The sequence below is a fragment of the Paenibacillus sp. FSL R5-0749 genome, assembly GCF_038595085.1.
Lineage (GTDB): Bacteria > Bacillota > Bacilli > Paenibacillales > Paenibacillaceae > Paenibacillus.
The window spans coordinates 4,841,760-4,860,879 of the sequence record NZ_CP152005.1; the positions used below are offsets into that span (position 1 = coordinate 4,841,760).

18 protein-coding genes are annotated in these 19,120 nt (G+C 45.5%); 8 read left to right on the top strand and 10 right to left on the bottom strand.

The window, feature by feature from the left end; all coding sequences use genetic code 11:
• Positions 1-122 precede the first annotated feature (122 nt).
• From MKY85_RS21665 to MKY85_RS21680, 4 genes are all read left to right on the top strand, one after another.
• A complete protein-coding gene (locus tag MKY85_RS21665; protein ID WP_342570718.1) occupies positions 123-1,187 on the top strand; it encodes an ABC transporter substrate-binding protein in 1,065 nt (354 codons plus the stop codon).
• 91 nt (positions 1,188-1,278) lie between these two features.
• Positions 1,279-1,725 carry a MarR family transcriptional regulator gene (locus MKY85_RS21670; protein WP_342570719.1) on the top strand — a complete coding sequence of 149 codons (447 nt, stop codon included), beginning with the start codon at positions 1,279-1,281 and terminating at the stop codon, positions 1,723-1,725.
• Positions 1,726-1,781: 56 nt separating this feature from the next.
• Entirely contained in the window at positions 1,782-2,645 is an 864-nt protein-coding gene (locus MKY85_RS21675; protein WP_342570720.1) for an alpha/beta hydrolase family protein, read from the top strand.
• A gap of 125 nt (positions 2,646-2,770) precedes the next feature.
• Positions 2,771-3,976, top strand: coding sequence for an MFS transporter (locus MKY85_RS21680; protein ID WP_342570721.1), 1,206 nt, complete (start codon positions 2,771-2,773; stop codon positions 3,974-3,976).
• 104 nt (positions 3,977-4,080) lie between these two features.
• Here MKY85_RS21680 and MKY85_RS21685 read toward each other — a convergent pair whose 3' ends face one another.
• Complete coding sequence (locus tag MKY85_RS21685; RefSeq protein ID WP_339236197.1) at positions 4,081-4,533, bottom strand: Lrp/AsnC family transcriptional regulator; 453 nt, start codon at positions 4,531-4,533, stop codon at positions 4,081-4,083.
• Between the two features lie 170 nt (positions 4,534-4,703).
• On the opposite strand from MKY85_RS21685, the gene MKY85_RS21690 reads away from it, so the two are divergent.
• A complete protein-coding gene (locus MKY85_RS21690) occupies positions 4,704-5,888 on the top strand; it encodes a serine hydrolase domain-containing protein (protein ID WP_342570722.1) in 1,185 nt (394 codons plus the stop codon).
• Between the two features lie 59 nt (positions 5,889-5,947).
• Here the strand turns inward: MKY85_RS21690 and MKY85_RS21695 are convergent, their stop codons facing one another.
• Entirely contained in the window at positions 5,948-7,306 is a 1,359-nt protein-coding gene (locus MKY85_RS21695; RefSeq protein WP_342570723.1) for an amino acid permease, read from the bottom strand.
• A gap of 932 nt (positions 7,307-8,238) precedes the next feature.
• Entirely contained in the window at positions 8,239-8,937 is a 699-nt protein-coding gene (gene sigK / locus MKY85_RS21700) for an RNA polymerase sporulation sigma factor SigK (RefSeq protein WP_090915017.1), read from the bottom strand.
• 324 nt (positions 8,938-9,261) lie between these two features.
• Here sigK and MKY85_RS21705 point away from each other — a divergent pair, with 324 nt between their 5' ends.
• Positions 9,262-9,612, top strand: coding sequence for a hypothetical protein (locus tag MKY85_RS21705; protein WP_342570724.1), 351 nt, complete (start codon positions 9,262-9,264; stop codon positions 9,610-9,612).
• Positions 9,613-9,765: 153 nt separating this feature from the next.
• Here the strand turns inward: MKY85_RS21705 and MKY85_RS21710 are convergent, their stop codons facing one another.
• From MKY85_RS21710 to MKY85_RS21725, 4 genes are all read right to left on the bottom strand, one after another.
• The gene (locus MKY85_RS21710; protein WP_342570725.1) at positions 9,766-9,948 is read right to left on the bottom strand and encodes a hypothetical protein; all 183 of its coding nucleotides are present in this window, start codon (positions 9,946-9,948) and stop codon (positions 9,766-9,768) included.
• A gap of 240 nt (positions 9,949-10,188) precedes the next feature.
• Positions 10,189-11,136, bottom strand: coding sequence for an alpha/beta hydrolase-fold protein (locus MKY85_RS21715; protein WP_339236318.1), 948 nt, complete (start codon positions 11,134-11,136; stop codon positions 10,189-10,191).
• Between the two features lie 400 nt (positions 11,137-11,536).
• Positions 11,537-12,784 (bottom strand): MFS transporter, encoded by a 1,248-nt coding sequence (locus MKY85_RS21720; RefSeq protein WP_339256564.1) that lies wholly within the window; start codon positions 12,782-12,784, stop codon positions 11,537-11,539.
• 26 nt (positions 12,785-12,810) lie between these two features.
• The gene (locus MKY85_RS21725) at positions 12,811-13,737 is read right to left on the bottom strand and encodes an ADP-ribosylglycohydrolase family protein (RefSeq protein ID WP_342570726.1); all 927 of its coding nucleotides are present in this window, start codon (positions 13,735-13,737) and stop codon (positions 12,811-12,813) included.
• A gap of 501 nt (positions 13,738-14,238) precedes the next feature.
• Here MKY85_RS21725 and MKY85_RS21730 point away from each other — a divergent pair.
• Complete coding sequence (locus tag MKY85_RS21730; RefSeq protein ID WP_253439552.1) at positions 14,239-14,907, top strand: HAD family hydrolase; 669 nt, start codon at positions 14,239-14,241, stop codon at positions 14,905-14,907.
• 47 nt (positions 14,908-14,954) lie between these two features.
• Positions 14,955-16,127 (top strand): mannitol-1-phosphate 5-dehydrogenase, encoded by a 1,173-nt coding sequence (locus tag MKY85_RS21735; protein ID WP_342570727.1) that lies wholly within the window; start codon positions 14,955-14,957, stop codon positions 16,125-16,127.
• Positions 16,128-16,339: 212 nt separating this feature from the next.
• On the opposite strand, the gene MKY85_RS21740 is transcribed toward MKY85_RS21735, so the two are convergent.
• The 3 genes from MKY85_RS21740 to MKY85_RS21750 form a co-directional block, all read right to left on the bottom strand.
• Positions 16,340-17,230 (bottom strand): hypothetical protein, encoded by an 891-nt coding sequence (locus MKY85_RS21740; protein ID WP_342570728.1) that lies wholly within the window; start codon positions 17,228-17,230, stop codon positions 16,340-16,342.
• A 142-nt stretch (positions 17,231-17,372) separates the two neighbouring features.
• Complete coding sequence (locus MKY85_RS21745) at positions 17,373-18,026, bottom strand: YkyA family protein (RefSeq protein WP_342570729.1); 654 nt, start codon at positions 18,024-18,026, stop codon at positions 17,373-17,375.
• 37 nt (positions 18,027-18,063) lie between these two features.
• Positions 18,064-18,972, bottom strand: coding sequence for a polysaccharide deacetylase family protein (locus MKY85_RS21750; RefSeq protein ID WP_342570730.1), 909 nt, complete (start codon positions 18,970-18,972; stop codon positions 18,064-18,066).
• Positions 18,973-19,120 lie beyond the last annotated feature (148 nt).

Genomic DNA, 19,120 nt, shown 5'->3' on the forward strand with positions numbered 1-19,120 from the left:
TCAATTCATGTAAAATATAGAACATATTTAATTTAGCTATTTACAAAGCATTTTATCGGATTATAATTGAGAATGATTATCTTTGTCAATTTAAAACACATCGAAAAGGGGTTCATCATTTCATGAAATTTACATCCAGAACGATTGGCATTGCTGCTCTAAGTCTCCTGTTGCTGCTGCTTGCAGCCTGTTCGAATGTTTCAACTTCCTCCACTGCCGAAGAAACAACTTCAACCACGAACACGACAGAAACTTCAACTTCTGCTCAGAATACAAATAAAACGACATACCCGCTCACCATTGAGAATTTCACGATCTCGGGTGAGGGTGGTGAATGGAAACCAAAAGTGCAAGTATTCGACAAAGCACCGGAACGTGTGGTTGCGAATACCCAATCTGCGGCAGAGATGCTCATCAAGTTGGGTCTGACCGATAAAATGGTCGGCGTTGCTGCTCTATACGGTTCCGTTACACCGGATGTGGCTGATGATTTCGCCAAAATTCCGGTATTGTCCAAGGATTACGTAGGTAAAGAACTGGTTGTAGGTGCAAGCCCGGATCTGGTACTCGGACGGGGTGACCTGTTCGCTGATGCAGACTGGGGTGTGGGTACCGTCGATGGATTGAATGACATGAATATCCGTACATTCCTGCAAACGACGAATCACAAAGGCACACTCGAAAGCCTCTATAGTGATATCGCACAACTTGGGCAGATCTTCGACGTTCAAGAAAATGCCGCAACATTCACCGAAAGTCTGAAGACTCGTGTTGAAGCCATTAAGGCAAGTGTAGCCGATCAGCCTGAACATTCTTTTGCCTACATCGTACCTGCTACGGAAGACACCATTACGGTAAGCAGCATGCAGAACGATACGTATCAGCTTGATGCGCTGAGCCTGTTGAAGCTGAAAAACACGTTTGATGGTGTGCAAGGTGAGGTTAGTGTCGAACAGTTGATCACAGCGAACCCGGACTACCTGCTCTTGTCCGCGTACGCCGGTTCACCGGATATCGACAAGCTGATTGAAAATCTGTATGCCAACCCTGCCCTGCAAAGTATGAACGCAATCAAGAATAAACAGATCTATGTCACAGATTTCAGCCAGTTCTGGGGTTATGGATATCAGATTCTGGATGGTATTGAGAAAATGGGACAGGAAATGAAAGCTAATCCAATCAAGTAATCGCTGGAGCAAAGGAGCAGGAGAAGAAGTTCTCACTGCTCTTTTGCTATACTCCGCAAGTAATACAACATGATCAAAGCTTGACATTAGTTTGATAACAAACTATATTACACATATGAAAACAAGAGACGCTATTTCACTCATATCCAAAATTAAAGAGAAGGTCAACCGCTTCATCCTGGCCGAGATGGCTGAGCAAGGAATCCAGGATCTCGCCACGTCCCATGGGGATATTATCTATGCCCTGTACAACAATCACAGGATGACCATGGCTGAAATCGCCAAAAAAATTGGCAAGGATAAATCCACTGTAACTGCACTTGTGGACAAATTGGTGCGGACAGGATACGTCGTCAAAGAGCGTGATGCAACCGATTCACGCGTTGTTCATGTGGCTTTGACTGCGAAAGGCGAAGAATTAAAGCCGGCCTTTGAAGTGATATCGCAGCGCATGCTGGACGTGTTTTATACGGACGTTACGGAAGCGGAGAAAAAAGAACTGCTGCGAATTTTAATGAAAATTCATGGCAACTTCTAATTTTTTTTGGAGAAATAGTTTGATATCAAACCAATATCTCGGAGGAGGTTTTTAGCATGACAGATTACACAAAATTATTACCGCAACATGAGGTCAAGAAGATCGGAGAACATGATTTACACTTGGAAATTTTCGAAGGAACCCTACCTCATGATACCGAAACAGTGACCAAGAAGCCCCCTCTGCTGTTCCTTCACGGTGCCTACACAGGCAGCTGGATGTGTAGCAAATATATCCCCCATTTTGTCCAGCACGGTTGGACCTGTTATGTCATGAACTTGAGAAGTCATTACATGAGTCGGGTCATGGACATGACTAAGATTACGTTTGACGATTATTTGGAGGATATTCGGGAAGTGTTAGCCGGGATCAACGAACCTCCCATTCTTATTGGCTTCAGCATGGGCGGGATTCTCAGTCAAAAGATTGCAGAAACCGCTACTCTCGCAGGCCTGGTTGTCATTGATGCCAGTATAAGCAAAGAGGTCCATGACGCCGTACCTTATCCTGAAACAGATCGAGCGACCGTATCGGACATCATCATGCCTGCACCTGTCCGTGATGAACTGAGCAGTATAGATGAGACGGCAGAAGACATTGCTTTTCAGCGTAAGTATCTGCAAACGGAGTCTGCGAAGGCATTTGCTACCTTTTCAGCCCTGTGTGGAGCCGATGGAATATCCATTAATGGCGACCTGATCCATTGCCCCAGCTTGGTGATCAAGGCTGTTTCCTGTGAAGACGAAGATCAGAGAGGCCAATTAACTGCCAAGCAGCTGGGCGCTGCATATGCCGGACTGTGGGATACGACCCATACGGGTTTGCTGGTAGGCCAACGGTACTTGGAACCTGTCGAACTCATTCTTGAATGGTTGAACAGACAGCATCCTTTTGAATTAACGGAAAAACTCACAAAATAAAGTAAATACCATGTTAAGAACTCCTTCTTACCTTTAATTCTGTATGCAAAAGTTTGATTTTTTTAGATAAGCTTATATGCATAGTTCTGGATAGGATTAAATGATAAGAAAAGAGGTTTTAATTCATGGCCATTCACACATCCCTCCCCAAGGAAAGGGAGCTGCCTTCCATATCTTCAGAACGCCTTCCGTGGGCGGGGCTACTTGCTTTAGCCATGGCTGGATTCATTTGCATCCTCACTGAAAGTCTGCCTGCGGGACTGTTGCCACAGATTGCAAAAGACTTAGGGGTCACTGAAGCCCTCACCGGACAGTTGGTGACTCTTTATGCCATTGGATCACTTATTGCTGCCATTCCTTTGACTGCTGCCACACGTGGATGGCGACGCCGACCTCTTCTGCTAGTATGCATCGGCGGCTTTCTTGTCTTTAACACCGTTACCGCCTTATCCTCAGATTATATCCTGACACTTGCTGCTCGTTTTATGGCCGGGGTCTCTGCGGGTGTGTTATGGGGAATGACAGCAGGTTATGCTCGTCGGATGGTCCCTGATTCGTTAAAAGGCAAGGCCATGGCCGTGGCTATGGTCGGCACTCCGGTGGCGTTAGCCCTGGGTGTCCCCATCGGTAGTTTTCTCAGTTCTTATATCGGCTGGCGCCTCATCTTCGGGATTGTATCGCTTCTGACCGCAGCTTTAATCGCATGGGTTCTCTGGAAAATGCCAGATTTTGCAGGAGAACCGGCCGGGGAACGTCTTCCCCTGCATAAAGTATTTGTAATTCCCGGAGTCAGACCCATTCTGTTTGTTGTTCTGGCCTGGATGCTGGCCCATAATATCCTTTACACCTATATTTCCCCCTACCTTACCCAGACCGTATTTGCAAACAGAGTAGACTTGATTTTACTCATTTTCGGTATCACTTCCATTGTGGGAATTTGGTTAACCGGAATGCTCATTGACCGATTTTTGCGTAGATTAGTGATTATCAGTCTGGCAGCATTCGCTCTGGGATCTGTCGTGATGGGAATCGGTACTGATCAACCTGTGATGATTATCCTTGGCATCATAATCTGGGGAATTACGTTTGGCGGGGCTGCCACGCTACTGCAAACTGCCATTGCTCAAGCCGGAGGAAAAAGTACAGATGTCGCCCAATCGATGCTGGTTACAGCATGGAATCTGGCCATTGGCGGAGGAGGCATCATCGGGGGCATCCTTCTTGAAGTACTGGGAGCAGGATACCTTGCCGGGTCGTTGTTTATCTTGCTCATTCCTGCATTGCTCGTAGCTATGAGGGCTTATACATATGGCTTCCCCAAAGCTAAATAACAGGAAGGCATTTTGCATGAGATACCATGAGTTACACAAAGAACCAAAGAGGAGTTCACTTGATGTGAACTCCTCTTCTGTATTTCATTTTATAGACTGCGGTCTTATTCTGTCTGTGCCAGCAAATTCGGTCCTTGCATCAGATTTTTATGTGCAATCGGAGAAGACATCGTAATCAAGGTCATGTAAGTCCCGTATGGGTCACACTTGTTCTGGAACTCTTCAAGTCCCTGGATCGTGTCTGTAAGGATTTTCAGCAAGTAGTTATACTCCCCGCTAATCCGATAACATTCCACGACTTCAGGTGACGCACGGCAGAAATCCAGGAAGGGATAACAATCCCGTGTACGAAAGAGAACATATGCCGTGCTCTGCTTGCCCAATTTGGATGGGGAGATCACCGTACGATATTCCTCGATAACCCCCTTTTCTTCCATTCGTTTGACGCGTTCAGTCACAGCTGGTTGAGATAATCCGACTAATTTTCCTAATTCGGTCATGGATAATCTCGCCTGATTCTCCAAGTGAAACAGAATATGCTGATCTATTTCGTCCATGTAATACACCCCTTTAAATACATAAGATATAGGCTGGAATAACCTTAAGTATATCCGATAAATCACTATAATACCTTTAGTAATCCATGTAATACAACATTAATCATTTATATAATAAGCACAGTCACAATAATGAATCAATCACATCCGTGGAGGAGAGGAAGATTAGAATGATAAAAGAACACATAACCACATTGCATACTTATGTGGATGAGGCAATTGATCTCGCTATAAGCGAAAAAAGAATCGTGGGAACGGTTGTACAGATTGCATTAGGAGGAGAACTGATATACAGCCGGGCTGCCGGTTTAGCAGACAGGGAGCAAAAGCGTACCATGGCAGAAAACGCTCTGTTTCGACTGGCTTCCGTAAGCAAACCCATCGTGTCCACAGCAGCTCTGGCATTGGTCTCACAAGGACAACTGAGTCTGCATGATCCGGTGACTCGCTGGCTACCTGCATTCCGGCCCAAGCTTGCCAATGGTCAGGACACCCAAATAACCATTCAGCAATTGATGACACACACTGCCGGCTTGACCTATCGGTTTTTCCAAGAAGAGCAAGGAACCTATGAACGTGCAGGTATCTCGGATGGAATGGATTTATCTGAATTAAGTCTGGAAGAGAATCTCCAAAGGCTTGCTTCTGTTCCTCTTATATATGAGCCAGGACACATGTGGAGGTATTCCATCGCGACAGATGTACTCGGAGCTGTTATTGAAAAGGTAACCGGAATGTCATTAAGAGAAGCTGTTCAATTGCTGGTTACTCGTCCACTTCACATGAAGGACACTGATTTTGTTGCGGTGGATTCGGATCGGTTGACCGCTGCATACGCTGATGGTTCTGAAGAACCGCGTCTTCTCCATAATCAATTGGAGCAGGTCCCTTTTATTGAAGGTACTGCCGGTTTCCGGCTTGCCCCCAATCGTGCAAATCAACCTTCGGCTTATGCATCAGGCGGAGCGGGAATGGTTGGAAGCACCGGAGATTTTCTCACTTTACTTGAGACATTGCGGCAAGGGGGACAGCCCATTCTTACCGAAGCTGTTGCCTCTAAGATGTCCACGAATCAAATCGGTGAACTCGACATGCCGTATTGGCCAGGAAGAGGGTTCGGCCTTGGATTTACAATACTTAAAGACCCTGTTGCAGCTGGTACACCGGAATCCCCGGGAACGTGGCGGATGGGCGGAACCTACGGTCACTCCTGGTTTGTCGATCCAAAAGAAGAACTTAGTGTTGTCGCATTCACCAATACGGCACTTGAAGGGATGTCGGGAAAGTATACTACCGATATCTGTGATGCCATCTACGCAGGCATTCGCGAAAGCAACGAGGCTGCAAGAATTTAAATACGAATAACCGCCCAATTGAATTGGGCGGGTCTGCTTATTAACAAAGCCAAGTTCTACTATCTATCACTGCTCAAGTTTCTCTTTTTAAAAAGGTAAATCCCTGCAACCAGGATAAACCACACCGGCGTGACAAATAACGCCACTCGCGTGTCTTCAGCCAATGCCAATACCACCAGCACAAACGCGAGAAAAGCCAAAATCAAGTAGTTCGAGAACGGATAAAGTGGCAGTTTGAAGCGGCTGCGACTCGCAAGTTCCGGCTGAGTACGACGATATCGGAGATGACAGATCACCATGATGCCCCAGACAAAGATAAAGCACACGGTAGACACACTTGTGATCAGCGTAAATACGCCCTCCGGCATGATGTAATTCAGAACAATCGCGATCAAAATAACAATCGTGGAGAAAAACAGCGCGTTGGAAGGAACCTTCCTGTTATTCAGACGTGCAAATGACTCGGGTGCGTTGCGATCCTTTGCCATCGAGAACACCATACGGCTTGTACTGAAAATGGCACTGTTACAAGCCGAAGCTGCGGAAGTCAGTACCACGAAATTCACAATTCCTGCGGCAGCCGCAATTCCCACAGCGGCAAACACCTGTACAAACGGACTTTCAGTCGGCACAATGGCGTTCCACGGGTAGATACTCATAATAATCAGCAATGCTCCAACGTAGAAAAGCAATACCCGGATCGGGATCTGGTTAATTGCTCTCGGAATAACCTTCTCCGGGTTCTCCGTCTCTCCAGCTGTGAGTCCCACCAGTTCCATGCCTACAAAGGCGAACACCACCATCTGGAACGATATGATGAAGCCATGCAGTCCATTCGGGAACCATCCCCCATGACTCCACAGATTGGTGAAGCTTGCAGGACCCTGATCCGTTGTAAAACCTTTGAATATCATATATAAACCAACCACAATAAGTGCCAGAATAGCCACCACTTTAATCAGGGCAAACCAGAATTCCATCTCACCAAACAACTTGACCGTTGCCAAGTTCATAATTAGCAAAATGACTAACGCAATTAACCCTGGCATCCACTGCGGTACATTCGGAAACCAAAACTGCGTATATAAACCAACGGCGGTAATATCGGCCATGGCAATGGAAATCCAACAGAACCAATAGGTCCAGCCTGTAATAAATGCCGCCATATTTCCCAGGTAATCACGCACAAAATCAACAAAGGAATGATACTGCAAGTTGCTTAAGAGCAGCTCCCCCAATGCACGCATGATCAGGAACAACACAACTCCCGTAATAATGTAGGCAAGCAAGATGGATGGTCCTGTCAGTTGGATCGTTTTGCCTGCTCCCAGAAACAGACCTGTCCCGATCGCACCTCCGATCGCCATCAATTGCACATGTCGGTTCTTTAATCCCCTTGTTAACGTTTCTTGCTGCATGATCAACCACCACTCTCTTTCTGCACATGCTCTCTACGATGAAAAATAATATTAATCATCATATAATAATCTGCCCAGAATACATATCCCTCTTTATATATTTTTTTTGCACAGCAAAAAGCATGTCCCATAAGTCATGGATATGACGAGGGACACGCTCTTTGCTGTGTTATTTTGTTTTAATGAACCTGACACACATTATTCGCTCCCATTGGCCCTGATCTGAGATCTAACGAATCACAGAGACGCTATTTCGTGGATTCACTGGATTTTTAAGGTTTGGAAGCCCTTTTGTGACGAAATAGCGTTACTGAGGTTCGTTAAATATCGAAAGCTTTGATGATCTGCCAATTAAGATGCGGTAGGTTCGTTAGCCATTTACCATACATATCTAAGGAAATATATTAAAATATAAACCAAACATAGAACGGAAACGAATAAGAAGGCAATCGCTAATGGTCGATCGTTTTTCCAAATTCGAATCGCATTAGCAACATTAATTATGATTAACGCAAAAAAGTTGATAACACTGGAATACCATTGAAACGAGTTGAACACGATCATCATAAATCCTATGATCCAGATGAACCAAAACCAAAGTGGAATTTTCAGAAAAAGCTGCTTCATTATGTTGTACTCCTTATATATTAAATCGGTCTATGTAGAAGATATTCTTCAACGCAGATATAAATTCCTTTATTTAGGTTATAATCCCAAATAATCAATACGATTTAGACCCAAACTTTAAAGATATCAACAGTAAAAAGGACTCCCGCTAAGGAGCCCTCTTGTCTGTTTAGTAATTTCTTTGCTTATCCAATCTGTTCTGAGGATATCGATCAGTGTAATTTCATTCCCCTCTATGTCGTACCAATTTCAGAGAGCGCTGTGTATCAAATTTTCGATCTTCATGCATCCAGCTACACCAGCAACTATTTTTGCTTATAAAACTCATGATATAGCTTCATTAACGCCCGCTTCTCAATCCGTGATACATAAGAACGTGAGATGCCCAGTTCCTTTGCAATTTCGCGTTGAGTTCGTTCTTCCCCGCCTGCTTCCAGACCAAATCGACCGATGACAACTTCCTTCTCCCGATCATCCAGGATATCTAGATTGCGATAAATTTTGCTTTTTTCAATCTTGAGCTGTACCCGATCTACGACATCATCAGCTTCTGTGCCAAGGATATCGATCAATGTAATTTCATTGCCTTCTTTATCTGTACCAATGGGGTCGTGCAAGGATACGTCTTTGCGTGTTTTCTTCAGGGAACGGAGATGCATAAGTATCTCGTTTTCAATACATCTCGCCGCAAATGTGGCAAGCTTCGTGCCCTTGCCTTGTTGAAAACTTTCGATGGCTTTGATCAAACCGATGGTTCCGATGGAAATCAGGTCTTCCTGATCTTCACCCGTGTTGTCAAACTTCTTGACGATATGCGCGACGAGGCGCAGATTGTGTTCAATGAGCAGATTGCGAGAGTGAGCATTGCCTTCAGCCATAAGGCGTAAATGTTTGGCTTCATCATCCTCAGCCAGTGGCTGGGGGAACGCATTATTTTTGACATACGAGACGAGTAACGTTAACTCTTTAATGAATAGAGCAATTGCGGTAAACAATCCGGGCACAGATGACACCTCCTGCAGTTTTACAACGATCTGGCCTGAGCACATGTGGGAACAGGGTCGATTTATTGTATGTAGGCAGAGGCCCAGAAGTGCATGTACGGGGAAATAGGTACGGGCTATAAAGCTTTAAAAAATATTATTTTATGTAAATGGAGTGTGCAGCATATGCAACCTTTTAATATCGCCATTCTCCTTCCTTAATGAAGCATCAACTTCATGAAGTTACGATAAAAGAAATTTATTCCATTAAAGATGTAAACATGCCAACATAATAAAATGCTACTTTTTGACTACGAATTAGTACATAAGACTCAGGAGGATGTTATGGGAACCGTATCACAACAGAAGGCGAAAAAGGAAATTAAGAAAGTAGACAGACTTGGCAGAGCAGTAGTATCCTTTATATTTAGTTTTATTGGATTAGCCTCCCTCGGTTTATTCCATATGGCAATGGAAGCAAATAAAAGCTACAATACAAATGGAAACGGAATAATGATCACAATGGCATTGGTTCTATTAATTAACGCAACTAGTTTTTTTCTTGGCATAAGTGCTCGACGTTCAACATCGGGAAGAGGGTTGGCTATTGCGGCAATTACTATAAGCTCAATTCCACTGGCTCTTATGCTTCTATTAATAATAGGTACAATGCTTGCCATGTTTTTAATGAACTAAGCCCTAACTGGGCTTTTTTTATTTCATCAGTGCTAATGTCAAGTGGATAGATCCCCCTTCAATCTAAATGTGTATTTTCAAGAAAACTAAAAAAAGGTGACACCCCAGGGCCACCTGACACTAAGTAAATGATTATAAGACCTTACGAAGATTTCACAGGCTCACAGAAACAATGGAACCAACCCGCTGAAGCAGGAGATATTCTTTCTCCACACTTTCGATAAAATACTTCTTTTCACCAAATAGGACAACATCATTCTGGGCTAATGAAACATCGCTTTTAAAATAGATCACATTGTCCGTTTCACGGAACGCACCTTTGTAATAAAACATCATATTCCTCTCCTTCATCACAGTACCTATACCTATGTAATAATAAATTAAACCAATCTCTACAATCTCATTAACCCCATTTCCAAAATTAATAATACCCTATATACTCCATTCAAATGACTTGATTCATCATAAAGGCACAAAAACCCCAGCTCTGTACGTAACAGAACTGAGGCAGCGGCCATTCAATATAATTCCCAGTACATATCCTTAAAACTCTAAACCCCTAAGAGTGCCGGTTAATTACTTGAAGATTCGTTGTGAGAACTGATACAGGCCGCTGTTCCAGACAGATGGCTCGTGTCCACCTACATCCAGATAAAACGTATGCGGAATATTCATGCTGCTCAAGCCGTTTTTGAAATTCTGGCTGACCCATAACAGACCATCACTCGATCCGCAGGAGATCCACAACAATTTCAGTTGGCTAGCAACTTGTCCCGGGTTGGACACCAGCTGCGATACAGATTGCGTATTCGGTGCAGCCGAGAAGGCCCCTACCCAAGCGAAGGTATTCAGATTTTTCAATCCGAAGTTAAGTGACTGCCCACCACCCATGGACAGACCGGCCAGCGCACGACTATTCTTGTCTTTGTACACCGGATAATTAGCCTCGATGTGAGGAATCAGATCCTTGAGCAGGTCTTGTTCAAACCGTTCAAACGCAGCCACTTTGTCCGGAGCAAAGATGTCACCCACTGGACGGTCGTCCTTCATGGCACGGCCATTCGGCATAACAACGATCATATCTGACAGTTTGCCTTCGGAATACAAGTTGTCCAGAATATTCTTCGGTTTCATAGCGTTAACCCACTCATACTCATCCCCGCCGATGCCGTGCAAGAGATACAGAACGTTATACTTTTTATTCGGAGAATATCCTGGCGGTGTATACACCGTCGCTTTCCGTGTATTTCCTACCGTTGTGGAATAATAGGAGATCAGATTGGTATTGCCGTGCGGAATATTGTTGCGATAGGCATCATAACCTGGCGGTGCAGGCACAACCGGAGTGTTAGCCAGCGCATTTTGCCCGGAATTATCCAGGGTCCCGGTCGTTCCCTGATCTACCACCGCCTGAATGGGGCTAGGGGCTGCGGTTTCCTGCATATCGGCTGCAGACGCCATTGTAGGTACAAGGAGTGCTGCTGTGATGGAGAGACTCAGAATCTTGGACAGACCTTTTTTCATCAGTATCAATCTCCTTTGGAATATGATTTTAAATCGTGTACGAACCTCATAACAGGTCTTTCAGATATACAACCCCCAAATTGAAAGCCCTTACATTTTAGAGTGAAGTCCCTCCTTCCTACGCACGAATACGTCTTGCTGTTCTTCACCTTTCCTAATACAGATGCCAACATTCACTATCCATAATTTACAAACAATTCCAATTACATTTTCATTATATCACCTTACATGTCTTGTACATCATCAAAAAACTTAAATATCTATACCTTCTACTTAAAAAAGTATACTTCTGCACGCCACCAGACCGTCTATTCACTCCCAACTCCGGATTCATCATGACATAAAAAACACCTCAATTCTCCATGTTCAATGGAAGAATTGAGGTGAACGGATTTTATGTTCAGCTTGCCGACACGGCCTCTGCAACCTCGACTACCTCTGGTCCATGATGTTTACGCCCCATGAACAGACTGTAGAGCAGTCCCAGCAAACCCAATCCGGCAATAACTGCTGCATATAAAGGAACGGATATAAGTCCAGTATGGGTAATTGCATACCCGCCCAGATAGGCACCTCCTGCATTCCCCAGGTTAAATGCAGAGTGACTTGATGTCGTCGCCAGCAGTGGCGCTTCGCGGGTCATATTCATGATGCGAATCTGTAATCCCGGCATAATACCAAAAGCGGCAACCCCCCACAAGAATATCGTGATTACAGCAAGATAAGGATTCTCCAGCGTAAGCGTAAGTGCAGCCAGAAGCACCGCCAGTATTCCAAAGTTGACGATCAATGAAGGCATTAGCTTCCAATCCGCGAGACGGCCGCCAACCATGTTGCCCAACGTAACACCGAATCCAAACAGCACCAAAATCCAGGTCACACTTTGCTCGGCAAAACCACTAATGTCCACAAGCATCGGCGTGATATACGTAAATACGGCAAACAGACTTCCACAGCCCATTGCTCCCACGAGCAGAACCAATAATACTTGGGGACGGACCAGATTCCGAAATTGCTGCCCGAGGTTTGCTGGTGCGCCTTGCGGGAGAACGGGAATGAAACGAATGATGCCAATCAACGAAATGATGCCCAAGATCGTAATTGCTCCAAAAGATGACCGCCATCCAAGCTGTTGCCCGATAAACGTACCAAACGGAACGCCAATGATGTTGGCAATCGTTAGCCCCGCGAGAACAACTGATACCGCTCCTGCCCTTCTCTCGGGTGCAACAAGCCGCGTTGCCATGATCGAACCTACACCGAGGAACGTACCATGTGCAAATGCCGTTAATATCCGCGCTGAAATTAACAACCCGTATGTCGGGGCAATGACAGACAATGCGTTCCCGATAATGAAAATGCACATGAGCAACACCAGCAGTTTCTTCTGTGGAATCTTGTGGGTGAACACGGTTAAGATCGGCGCACCTACCGCTACACCAAGCGCATATCCCGTGATGAGTTGTCCTGCCTGTGGAATGCTTACATTCAAGTCTGTTGCCACATTGGGCAGCAGGCCCATAATGATGAATTCAGTCATACCAATCGCAAAAGCTCCAATCGTCAGACATAACAGGGACAATGGAAATGCCCCTCGTTTACCAGACTGCGAAGCCTCTAATTCTGTTTTGTGTCCAGTCGTGCTCATAGATGTTCTCTTCTCCTATCTCTTTATCAACGAGTTTCTGTCGCCTTCAACCACAGGGCTTCTGTTAGTTGTTCGAACGTTTCACGCATAGCCAGCTTGTCCCGCCAGTGTGCCGGAATACCACTCAGTCCATAATAAGCACCAGCGATCTGTCCGTACACCGCGCCCGTAGTGTCCGCATCATCACCCAGATTAACAGCTAACAATGCGCCTTCTTCAAAACTTGCCGACTTATGGAACGCCCATAGTGCTGCCTCAAGTGAACGAACCACATAACCACTACCCTTAATGTCGGGCGGCTCTTTACTCTGATAGGAACCCATGACAACCTCTTCAATAGCAGGTGAAAATACAGTCTCTTCCCTCCACTGTCGGCATGTCTCCGGCATTAGCATGACGTCCTTGTCCGCTCCGTGCAGTCCAGCAACAAGTATGGCAGCCAATACCTCACATGCCTCTACGCTTTCCGCTGCGGCATGTGTTGTGCGAGAACTCAACCCGGCATAGCGGACTGCCTCGTTTGGTTGATTTGCGTAGGCCAACGCGACAGGAGCAAGCCTCATAATAGAGCCGTTGCCCGCCGTCATCGGGTCAGCTGATCCGCTGAAGGCTTCTCCAGTGATCTCAAACCTCTCCAGAGCACTTCGCGTCGCCCCGCCGATATCGAAGCAATCACCTGTGCTGCTCATATATCCGACCCTGTACCAATTCGTGTATCTGCGCATCTGATCCGCAGGATCGAAGTTTGCCTTACGTACCAGACTTTCTGCCAAACATAGAGCCATGGATGTATCATCTGTCCACTGTCCAGGTTCCAGCCTGAATACGCCGCCTCCCACGATATCCGTTACAGGTTCAAATGTGCCCGGACTGCTGAATTCCACGGTAGTCCCGAGCGCATCGCCCACTGCAAGCCCGATGAAGCAGCCATTGAAATGGTCTCTTAGCAGCATGCTTGTCTTCCTCCCTTACTCCATATACTTTCAGAATCTTTCTTCTATTTTCCCACAGGGTTTAATCCGGCGTAAAGCTAATATTCCTGATAACAGGAACACGATTTCTTCTATTATAAAAGTGTCGAAAGCTGTTGAAGGATCAGAAAAGCCCATTTTCATAAAAATTCTTTTATTTTATTAAGCTGAAAAAACAGTTTATTCAGTACACCGCTTACATGTAAAGGGCTTAACGGTTTGCAAGGTTCATCACTTTTTGAAAATACGTCATTCATGTGAAAATTTTCAATGTAAACATTCATAACACACTTGACCCCCAAGTTTGTCCTATGTTACGGTTTTATTAGCTTTTAACGCATATTTTTTCCCAATTTAATATCCATTAACGATAAACTGCGTCAGATAACATTCCGCAGGTTAATGAATATACGGAAATGAATTTGCAGAAAACTTTCATTTTATTTTATCCCAAACTAATTCTGAAACAGGAGGAACAAATTTATGATTAAGGCACTGGTGTTTGATTTCGACGGAACGATTATTGATACAGAGACAGCATGGTATATTGCTTTTCGTGATGCTTACAAGGAACACGGCGTAGATCTAACCCTGGAGATGTACTCACAATGCATCGGGACCAGTCTGAAAACATTTAATCCGTATGAGTACCTCATCACAGATTTGAATCTTCCGATCGATCGGGAAGCGTTCAGGGAGTCCGTTCAGTTGCAGCACGCTGCTTTGATGAACAAGGAGAAGGTACGTCCTGGTATTCAGGAATATCTTGAACAAGCACGTGAAGCCGGATTGAAACTCGCTGTAGCCTCCAGCTCCAAACGGGAGTGGGTTGAACAGCATCTGGAACAACTGAAACTGAAAGATTATTTTGAAGTCATTCGTACGGCAGATGATGTAGCGAATGTAAAGCCTGACCCGGAACTCTACAATCAAGCGCTTGAAGCCCTTGGAGTAACTGCAGACGAAGCCGTAGCGATTGAGGATTCACCTAACGGCGCGCGTGCAGCTGCTGCGGCTGGTATGCACTGCGTAGTCATCTCGAATACCATCACCGGAACACTGGAATTCGATATGCCTCACCAACGGCTTTCTTGCTTGACTGACCTTGCATTTAACGATTTGATTTCGAAGCCACTCGTCACTACCGTCTAAGGTCTGCACGAATTTCGCAATTTAATCCTTAAAGGGGGAGTTCACACATGAAAGCTGTACATTTTGGTGCGGGCAATATAGGCCGCGGTTTTATCGGTCATATGTTGTCCGCTTCCGACTACGAAGTCTGCTTTGTCGCACGTAACCCGAAGAAAATCTCCATGCTTCAAGAGAGACAGGAATACCCGATTACACTTGCCAATAGCGAACAGGATACAACGATTGTCAACAACGTGACGGCGATCAACGTGAATGAGCAAAATCTGGTTGCTGAAGAGATCGCTTCAGCTGATGTGATTACAACTGCGGTGGGTGTATCTGCACTCGGAGATATCGCAGAGCCAATCGCCAAAGGCATTCAACTTCGCATGAAAAACAATAATCAGGCGCCACTGCATATCATTGCTTGCGAGAATGCCATCGGTGGCAGCACCCGGCTGAAGAAACGCATCTATCCATTCCTGGATGAACAGACTCGCAATAAAGCCGAACGTTATGTTTCTTTCCCCAATGCAGCTGTGGATCGGATTGTTCCGGCCCAAAACCACAAAGACCCGCTGCAGGTCACGGTTGAACCTTTTTACGAATGGGTCGTTCATCGTCCAGCACTTCTGGATGGTTTTAAAGAAATTGACGGTGTTCACTATGTGGATTCCCTTGAACCTTATATCGAACGTAAAATGTTTACGGTGAATACAGGCCACTGTGTCGCCGCATACTTCGGATATCTTGAAGGATTCAAGACAATCCGGCAGGTTATGAGCAACTCCACCCTGCGGTCCAAGGTACGGCAGGTTATGGAAGAGACCGGTGAGATGCTCATCCAGAAGCACGGATTTAACGCTCAGAAGCATAACAAATATATCGACACCATACTGGAACGCTTTGCTAACCCCAACCTGACAGATCAGGTCACTCGGGTCGGACGTTCCCCCCTTCGCAAGCTCTCGCCACATGATCGGCTTGTTCGCCCAGCGATGCAGGCCAGTGAATTCGGAATCAAAATTCCTCATTTAACTTCTGCTATGGCGGCCGCAATGCTATTCAATGACAAACGCGACGAGGAAGCCATGAAGCTACAACACATGATTCGCGAAGATGGCGTCTCCGCCTTCATCCGTGAACGCATGGGAATTCCCGACGAACATCCCGTTCATCAGAATGTAATCGCCAGCTATCAGGAACTCAGAGGGCGTAAGAAATCGACTATATTAACCTGATTATGCCTATTAGTCCTATCCAGGCTATTGGTTCGATTCTGCTAACTGAATATTAATACGGTGAAGAAGCCGGGAGGAACCTATGCATGGGCATCGTTCCTTCCGGCTCTTTGTCTTTGCATAGCCCGGTACACTCTATAGTGTAGGGACCCTCAACAAAAACAGCGTATCTCCTCTCTCAAGGAAACACGCTGTTTAGGGAATCTTTTTTTCTACTCATTCATGATGGAATTAAGGGATGCATATGCCATGGGCAGGAAACCTTCAGACGGTTCCCCAATCGGTGCATGAATATGGAAAACGAAGCCATTACCGTCCAGTTCTTTCACAATAAAGTACTCTGTTTTCTTATCATTCTGGGACATCATGTACAATTTTGCATCCTTCATCGGCCCATTACTGAGTTGTTCAGCCGTCAATTGCTTCACTTCTCCGGTCTCGGACAACTCTTCCTTGGCGTCCATCTTTAGCACATCCAGATTGTAATCCGCCGGCAGCTTTTCAATCTCTACCTCATAGTCGGGATCAATCTTCATGGTCAATTCCTGATCTTCCGCGTCAAAAGCCATCGGTTCAAACACATAAAGTGAATAACCTTTTGCTTGTGCCAGTGTCACTGGTCGCTTCTCGGTCATGCCTTCTACCGTCACTTCCAGCTCTGCTGTCTTCGGACGATCGGAGGTTACAGTGCCACCTCCATTGGAACCATTATTATCATCACTCGATTCAATCTTAGCAATCTCTGTAAGTACAAGCTGTTTCGTTGTTGCATCAATGGTTTTCTCTACATATTTGAAACGAACGGAATCTTCGTCATCGATATCATCCAAAGACTTCTGCAGGTCTTCGCCCACCTGGAAAGACATCGGCTTGTCATTCACACGAATCTCGACGGTGTGCGGATCAGCCCATCCGGTGAGAATCCCTTCCGATTCTATTACAGCACTTTCATTCGGTTGTTGCTCTGGTGCTGGTGACTGTTCTTCCGTATTATTCACCGGTGGCTGTGCTGCAGGATTACTGTTCCCACAGGCCACAAGCGAGAATCCCATAAGTAAAACCAGGAGTGATGCACTGACTTTCATTGTATTTCCTTTTCGCATATGAACACCTCCGTTAGCTTATACGCAATGATGCTTGTCCATGTTGCTTCTCATCCATTGGCTTGGCTGTATACTAGTACTTACACGGGAGAAAGGCAGCTCAATCATGCAAAATATCTGAACGATTATCAGGGACCCCAGCCTAGCTGGCCTGATCCATCTGAACCAGTTTGGCATTGGCTACGTTAAATGCTTTGGTCTGGAGGTTAAATTGCTTACGGAATTCAGCAAGCTTCGCATATTCGCTATTTCGTGACCGAATGGCTCGCTTGATCTTAACCAGATTAGGTTCTGCACTTTCTCTCATCAGATCATACAACTGCTCATCGGCACTCAGACTTAGCTGATACGAGGCAATAAAATTTTCCAATGCACGCGCTCTTGCTTCATACTGATCCAGCACCTTTTCAGCCTGTGCCAACGTTTCTTCGTTTTCAAATGATAGTTCTTTCAATGAACTGCGCAGGGCTACCGCCCTCTCGTTGGTCTGTTTCATGGCCTCTTCCGCCTCTTTCAACAACGCGCTTCGTTCATCAATATGATCTGCCGCCTGATCCAGCAGTGCTTCGAGATCACTATTTTTGTTCTTGCCTTTGTCTAAAATGGACTTGTATAACTTCATATCTTCCTGCTCGTGACTGGTCAAATTGTTCAAACTCTGATCAATCTTCTGACCACTGAGCACCAGTTGGTTCACCTGATTTGCCGCAGGCTCCTGCGGATCTCCACAACCACTCGCCAGCAGAATTAGCAATACACTAACTGCTGCGAGCGCCACTTTTTTACTCGTTAGCACCTAAGTCCTTCCTCTCTTGCTCCATCTTGTTGTTCTCTTACAAGCGGGTATCTCCGCTAAAATTCGCTATCCAATGTGCATCCGGATCGTATACTTCGAACTCGTAACCTCGATCTTCGAGCAACTTCAGAATACGCGGCAAAGCCTGAACCGTTTGCTCTCGCTCATGCATCAGAATCACTTCCTTATCCCGATGTACACTTTTGCTCACGCGGGCCACAATCTTATCCGGCTGACCGGGAAGATTCCAATCCAGTGAATCTGTCGTCCAGTCCCACATTTTGAACCCGGCCGCCGCAATGTCACCTCTGAATTTTTCACCAATCTGTGGACTACTGCCATAAGGCGCGCGAATAAGATGAGGCGTAAAACCAATCAGGTCCTGCACCATCTTCTGTTCTTTTTTGAACTCTTTCACAAAGTTTGCAGAGCTGCCGCTCTTATACAGCTTTTTATAGTTATGCGTTATGCTGTGGAGTCCAGGGTAACTGCCTTCCTTCAACAGCCGTTTCACAGCATCTGGATGCTGATTCAACTGTCGTCCGATCATGAAAAAGGTAGCCTTCGCCTCGTGCTGCTTCAAAATATCCAGCAGTTGTTCCGTATACTCCGTTGGGCCATCATCAAACGTTATGTATGCCAATTTGCGAACCTGGCCCTGGAACCGTACCGGCTCCTCCTTCGCATCTGGAGTAATTTGTATCATGCCGAGCTTGGCGGGCTGTTCGATTACAGTCATCGGAGGCGGTGCCACAACGCTTTTGATCCAATGTGTCATGCCAAGGAATATATATGTTACACCGGTAACGAACAGTACCAGGAGCATTAGAGCTATGCTGATCCTTCCATACCGAATTTTTCTTCTTTTATGTGTTTTCTTGCGGCTTGTGTTGTGCGGAATACTGCCACGTTCTCCCGCTCTCTCTTGTTGGACTCTCACTGTCATGCCACTTCCTTACTTTCATTTTTTCCCGATTATTGGTATATTATCTCGTTTCATGTCTCTATATAGAAGATTAATAGAAAAATGATTCGGGAGAATGACAGAATAGTTACAAGCCCGGTTACAATCTACTTATCTCTTTATTCTCTTG

What these genes read in the sequence shown, in the direction of transcription:
- MKY85_RS21665 (WP_342570718.1), top strand. Translation starts at nt 123, where the DNA reads ATGAAATTTACATCCAGAACGATTGGCATTGCTGCTCTAAGTCTCCTG.
- MKY85_RS21675 (WP_342570720.1), top strand. Translation starts at nt 1,782, where the DNA reads ATGACAGATTACACAAAATTATTACCGCAACATGAGGTCAAGAAGATC.
- MKY85_RS21680 (WP_342570721.1), top strand. Translation starts at nt 2,771, where the DNA reads ATGGCCATTCACACATCCCTCCCCAAGGAAAGGGAGCTGCCTTCCATA.
- MKY85_RS21685 (WP_339236197.1), bottom strand. Translation starts at nt 4,533, where the DNA reads ATGGACGAAATAGATCAGCATATTCTGTTTCACTTGGAGAATCAGGCG.
- MKY85_RS21690 (WP_342570722.1), top strand. Translation starts at nt 4,704, where the DNA reads ATGATAAAAGAACACATAACCACATTGCATACTTATGTGGATGAGGCA.
- MKY85_RS21695 (WP_342570723.1), bottom strand. Translation starts at nt 7,306, where the DNA reads ATGCAGCAAGAAACGTTAACAAGGGGATTAAAGAACCGACATGTGCAA.
- MKY85_RS21705 (WP_342570724.1), top strand. Translation starts at nt 9,262, where the DNA reads ATGGGAACCGTATCACAACAGAAGGCGAAAAAGGAAATTAAGAAAGTA.
- MKY85_RS21710 (WP_342570725.1), bottom strand. Translation starts at nt 9,948, where the DNA reads ATGATGTTTTATTACAAAGGTGCGTTCCGTGAAACGGACAATGTGATC.
- MKY85_RS21715 (WP_339236318.1), bottom strand. Translation starts at nt 11,136, where the DNA reads ATGAAAAAAGGTCTGTCCAAGATTCTGAGTCTCTCCATCACAGCAGCA.
- MKY85_RS21720 (WP_339256564.1), bottom strand. Translation starts at nt 12,784, where the DNA reads ATGAGCACGACTGGACACAAAACAGAATTAGAGGCTTCGCAGTCTGGT.
- MKY85_RS21725 (WP_342570726.1), bottom strand. Translation starts at nt 13,737, where the DNA reads ATGCTGCTAAGAGACCATTTCAATGGCTGCTTCATCGGGCTTGCAGTG.
- MKY85_RS21730 (WP_253439552.1), top strand. Translation starts at nt 14,239, where the DNA reads ATGATTAAGGCACTGGTGTTTGATTTCGACGGAACGATTATTGATACA.
- MKY85_RS21735 (WP_342570727.1), top strand. Translation starts at nt 14,955, where the DNA reads ATGAAAGCTGTACATTTTGGTGCGGGCAATATAGGCCGCGGTTTTATC.
- MKY85_RS21740 (WP_342570728.1), bottom strand. Translation starts at nt 17,230, where the DNA reads ATGCGAAAAGGAAATACAATGAAAGTCAGTGCATCACTCCTGGTTTTA.
- MKY85_RS21750 (WP_342570730.1), bottom strand. Translation starts at nt 18,972, where the DNA reads ATGACAGTGAGAGTCCAACAAGAGAGAGCGGGAGAACGTGGCAGTATT.